The 4,236-nt window shown below is 62.8% G+C and carries 5 protein-coding genes and 1 pseudogene; 4 read left to right on the top strand and 2 right to left on the bottom strand.

Annotation, left to right across the window (positions count from 1 at the left end; translation table 11 throughout):
* On the top strand, positions 1-192 hold a 192-nt coding region (locus EOA75_RS34605; protein ID WP_206517061.1), incomplete at its 5' end, for a hypothetical protein.
* Positions 193-261: 69 nt separating this feature from the next.
* On the opposite strand, the gene EOA75_RS29745 is transcribed toward EOA75_RS34605, so the two are convergent.
* A complete protein-coding gene (locus EOA75_RS29745) occupies positions 262-501 on the bottom strand; it encodes a hypothetical protein (protein WP_095779478.1) in 240 nt (79 codons plus the stop codon).
* Between the two features lie 180 nt (positions 502-681).
* Between EOA75_RS29745 and EOA75_RS29740 the strand changes: the two are divergent.
* Together EOA75_RS29740 and EOA75_RS29735 are read left to right on the top strand one after the other, a co-directional pair.
* Positions 682-1,268 (top strand): annotated as a pseudogene (locus EOA75_RS29740) (SDR family NAD(P)-dependent oxidoreductase); the annotation flags it as partial.
* A 72-nt stretch (positions 1,269-1,340) separates the two neighbouring features.
* Positions 1,341-2,519 carry a zinc-dependent alcohol dehydrogenase gene (locus EOA75_RS29735; RefSeq protein ID WP_127325818.1) on the top strand — a complete coding sequence of 393 codons (1,179 nt, stop codon included), beginning with the start codon at positions 1,341-1,343 and terminating at the stop codon, positions 2,517-2,519.
* 386 nt (positions 2,520-2,905) lie between these two features.
* On the opposite strand, the gene EOA75_RS29730 is transcribed toward EOA75_RS29735, so the two are convergent.
* Positions 2,906-3,178 carry a hypothetical protein gene (locus EOA75_RS29730; RefSeq protein ID WP_095779479.1) on the bottom strand — a complete coding sequence of 91 codons (273 nt, stop codon included), beginning with the start codon at positions 3,176-3,178 and terminating at the stop codon, positions 2,906-2,908.
* A 213-nt stretch (positions 3,179-3,391) separates the two neighbouring features.
* On the opposite strand from EOA75_RS29730, the gene EOA75_RS29725 reads away from it, so the two are divergent.
* Positions 3,392-4,236, top strand: an 845-nt coding sequence (locus tag EOA75_RS29725) for an SDR family NAD(P)-dependent oxidoreductase (protein WP_127325817.1), incomplete at its 3' end; no start/stop codon positions are given.

Raw genomic sequence — 4,236 nt, 5'->3', positions numbered from 1 at the left:
GACAAGGACAGGCGTGAGCGCACCTCGAATGCGGCGCGCGAACTGCTTGAGACGGAACGACTGGCGCGCCAGGCAAAGACGGCGCGACTACGCGAGCAGCGCTTGGCCGCGGCACCGGCGGCAAAGTCGCCTCCTCCCGCGGCTAGGCCGGGCCGGACGCCCAAGAAGCGAAAAATCATAGATATCAGCTAGCGCCTGGCTCCGTTCGGCGCTGCCGCTTGAGGGCGGCCGGAAATCGATGACGCGTCCAGCCAGCTTCTCTCATTCCTTGGCCGCTGGCTCTCCAGGCCCAATCTCGGTCTCATCTAATATGTGCTCGTGAATGATGCCGAGGATTTGCAGCCTCACCGCCTCACGCGCCTCCGGCTGGATGAACGGCATGAGCAGATCGACCCTCTCCTTGACCCGACGGGGCAGATCAGCGCTGGGATCGGTCAGCTGGCTGCCATGCTCATAGAGGTTGTCGGTAAGTTTCTTATCCAGATCGGAAAAGATGCCCATGGTTGTCGCTCCACATTGACGGCGGAACAGCCGTGCCCCGAATTGGTTCCGTCTCGCCAAGCCTCGTTTGCCGCGCGTTGCCGAGTCCCAAGAATTCGAACGGAACAATCGCACTCTGCGCATGTTCGGCCGGACCACACTCGCACGGTCGGAGAACGAAATGGAAACGGAAAGCTCGCCGTGGTGACCGGCGCTTCCAGCGGCATCGGCAAGGAACTGGCGAAATATGCGCGAGAGATGGCTACGAACTGGTGATCGTGGCCGACGAGCCGGCGATAGAGCAGGCTGCCGAGGCGCTGCAATCTCACCACGTTGCAGTCGAGGCGGTAGAAGCCGACCTCGCGACCGAGTAAGGGGCCAATCAACTGATCGCGAGGATTGGTGACCGCGCTATTGACCTTCTGTTCCTCAACGCGGGACGAGGCCTGGGCCGGGGCTTCGTCGATCAGGACTGGCCCAAGGCGCGCCGCGTCATCGACACGAACATCACCGGCACGGTCTATCCGGCACATCGGCTCGGCCGGCAGATGGTCCGGCGTGGCCGCGGCCGGATCCTGTTCACGGGCTCCATCGCCGGCTTCATGCCCGGCACCTTCCAAGCGGTCTACAACGGCACCAAGGCCTTCATCGATTCATTCGCAATCGCGCTGCGCCATGAATTGGAGGACAGCGGTGTGACCGTGACAGTGCTGATGCCCGGCGCGACGCAGACCCGCTTCTTCGAGCGCGCCGACATGATGGGCACCGAAATCGGGACTCAGGAGAAAGGCCGCCCGGGGAACATTCCAGCCGGGCGCAAGTTCGATGCACTCACTCCTCCAATCGACAGGAACGGCACGATGAAAGCGCTGACATGGCACGGCAAGGGCGATATCCGGTGCGACGCGGTCGCCGATCCCGCGATCGAGGACGACCGCGACATCATCATCAGGGTTACCTGCTGCGCCATTTGCGGTTCGGACCTGCATCTGATGGACGGCTATATGCCGACGATGAAATCGGGCGACGTGCTGGGCCATGAGACCATGGGCGAAGTGGTGGAGGTCGGCCGTGGCCACAGCAAGTTCAAGAAGGGCGATCGCGTCGTCGTTCCCTTCAATATCTCATGCGGCGAATGCTGGTTTTGCCAGAACGGCCTGTTTTCACTCTGCGACCGGTCGAATCCCAATGCCGACCAGGCCGCCAAGGTCATGGGCCAGTCGCCCGCGGGCCTGTTCGGCTATTCGCATCTGGTCGGTGGCTATTGGGGCGGGCAAGCCGAGTATTTGCGCGTGCCTTTTGCCGATGTCGGCCCGATCAAGGTGCCGGACGGCATGGACGACGAACAGGTCCTGTTCCTCTCCGACATCTTCCCGACCGGCTATATGGCGGCGGAGAACGCCGGCATCCAGGAGGGCGACACCGTCGCCATCTGGGGCTGCGGGCCGGTCGGCCAGTTCGCGATCCAGAGCGCCTGGATGCTTGGCGCCGGTCGCGTGATCGCCATCGACAAGGTGCCGGAGCGGCTCGCTATGGCGCGCGACTACGGCAAGGCCGAGACCCTCCATTTCAGCAACGTGAATATCTACGATGCCCTGATGGCCATGACCAACGGTCGCGGCCCGGACAGTTGCATCGACTGTGTCGGCACCGAAGCCGATGCCAGCGCCACCCCGGATTCCATGCTCGATAAGGTCAAGGCGAGTGTCTATCTTGGCACCGACCGGCCGCATGTGCTGCGCGAGGCGATCTATTGCTGTCGCAAGGGAGGCACCATTTCGGTGCCCGGCGTCTATATCGGCCTTGTCGACCACATCCCGTTCGGCGCAGCGATGAACAAGGGGCTGACGTTCCGCATGGGACAAACCCACACGCAACGCTATCTCGAGCCTCTCCTGCACAAGGTCCAAAGCGGCGACATCGACCCGTCCTTCGTGATCACCCACCGCGCCGGGCTCGAGGCCGGACCCGACCTCTACAGGAAGTTCCGCGACAAGCAGGACGGCTGCATCAAGGTCGTGATGCGCCCTCACGGGTGACCACGTCTTTGCCCGGAACTCGCCCGGGCGCCCTGTCGTTGCGATCAGCTAAGGAGGTATCAAATGGCTCAACTGAAAAACACATCTCGGCCGGCCACCAGGTCACCGAACGCCGAAGGCCTTCCGCGTCCTGACCGCGATGCCATGGATAGCGACGCCGGCGCGAGACCGGCAGTTCCCAAAACAGCCGGCGCCGCCGAGGAACAGTCGACATCACCGCTCGACAGTAAGGTTGCCAATCGCAATGCCGGTCGCAAGCGCGAGGCCGGAACCACCCCGCGCCCAACCGACAAGCCATTGGATTGAGGCAACCGGGGCGGCGCGGCAGCCTCCGCCGGTCGGGCCGCTTGCGTGCGTTCGTTGCTGGTTACCTGCCGCCGCCCGCGTCAACCATTCCCGCTCCGCTCGACAAATTTGTTGAAGCGGCTCTTTCCTCCGCTCCCGGCCTTGTCCTGATGGAGGAAGGCAAGGTCGTTCTCGTCGAAGATCCGGAAGAACTCATCCCACTCGATCGGTTCGAGCGCTTCCTCCGGCTCGCCGAAGTCGATGCGCAGGATGCCGCCCTCGCCCTTGGTGCGAACCACGGCGGGATGGCCGTCCCTCTCCTCAACCCATTTGCGAATTTCGTCGTGATTGGTGGTCGTCTTCGCTTCAGACATGGCATTCCCTTTCTCGCCGCACGTCGGTGAGCGGCCCTAACAGCGCGCAAAGGGCAATGTTCCCAGGCATGCGGGCGACCCGCCGACAGCTTCGCCACGGAGGGAACTTTGATGAAGCAGGGAACAAACCTTTTGTCCCGAAGTTCGGGAGCCCAACGCTAAATCGGCCCCAACGCTAAATCGGCCCCAACGCTAACTCGGCAAGGAGTTCTCGTGAAACGTGTCCTGGTTACGGGAGGCTGCGGTTTCATTGGCCGGCATGTCGCCCAGGAACTCATCGAGCATGGCTACGAGGTCCGTGTCCTGGACGCACTCTTGGACCAAGTGCACGGCAATGAAGCCGTCAGCATTCCAGCTGGCGCCGAGCTGATACGGGGAGATGTACGTGATCGAGACGCGGTCGCCGACGCGGTAGCGGATGTCGACACCGTCATCCACCTCGCTGCCGAGGTCGGCGTCGGCCAATCCATGTACGAGATCGCCCGATATGTCGGCACCAACGATCTCGGCACCGCGACCCTGCTCGAGGCGTTGATCAAGAAACCAGTCGAACGCATTGTCGTCGCATCGTCGATGAGCATCTACGGCGAAGGCCTCTACAAGACACCAGACGGGCGGCGTATCGACGATGCCCATCGCAAGCCAAGCGACATCAGGATCGGCCAATGGGACCCGCTGTCGGCTGCCGGCGAAGCGCTGTCGCCGATTCCGACCGACGAGGAGAAACGTCCTGACCTCGCTTCGATCTACGCGCTGACCAAATATGCGCAGGAACGCGCGGTGCTGATCTTCGGTCAGGCTTATGACGTGGATGCGGTGGCATTGCGCCTGTTCAACGTCTTCGGCGCCGGTCAAGCGCTCGCAAATCCCTACACCGGCGTGCTTGCCAACTTCGCTTCGCGGCTCGCCAACGGCAAGCGGCCGATGATCTTCGAGGACGGCGAGCAAAAGCGCGACTTCGTCCATGTGCGCGATGTCGCCCGCGCTTTCCGCCTGGCGCTGGAGCAACGCCAGGCAGCCGGCCACGCGATCAATATCGGCAGCGGACGGTCCTACAG

This window comes from Mesorhizobium sp. M1A.F.Ca.IN.022.07.1.1, from assembly GCF_003997575.1.
In the GTDB taxonomy this organism is placed as follows: Bacteria; Pseudomonadota; Alphaproteobacteria; order Rhizobiales; family Rhizobiaceae; genus Mesorhizobium.
Note: the sequence above shows the minus strand (reverse complement) of the source record. Positions and strands in the feature narration are given on the sequence as shown.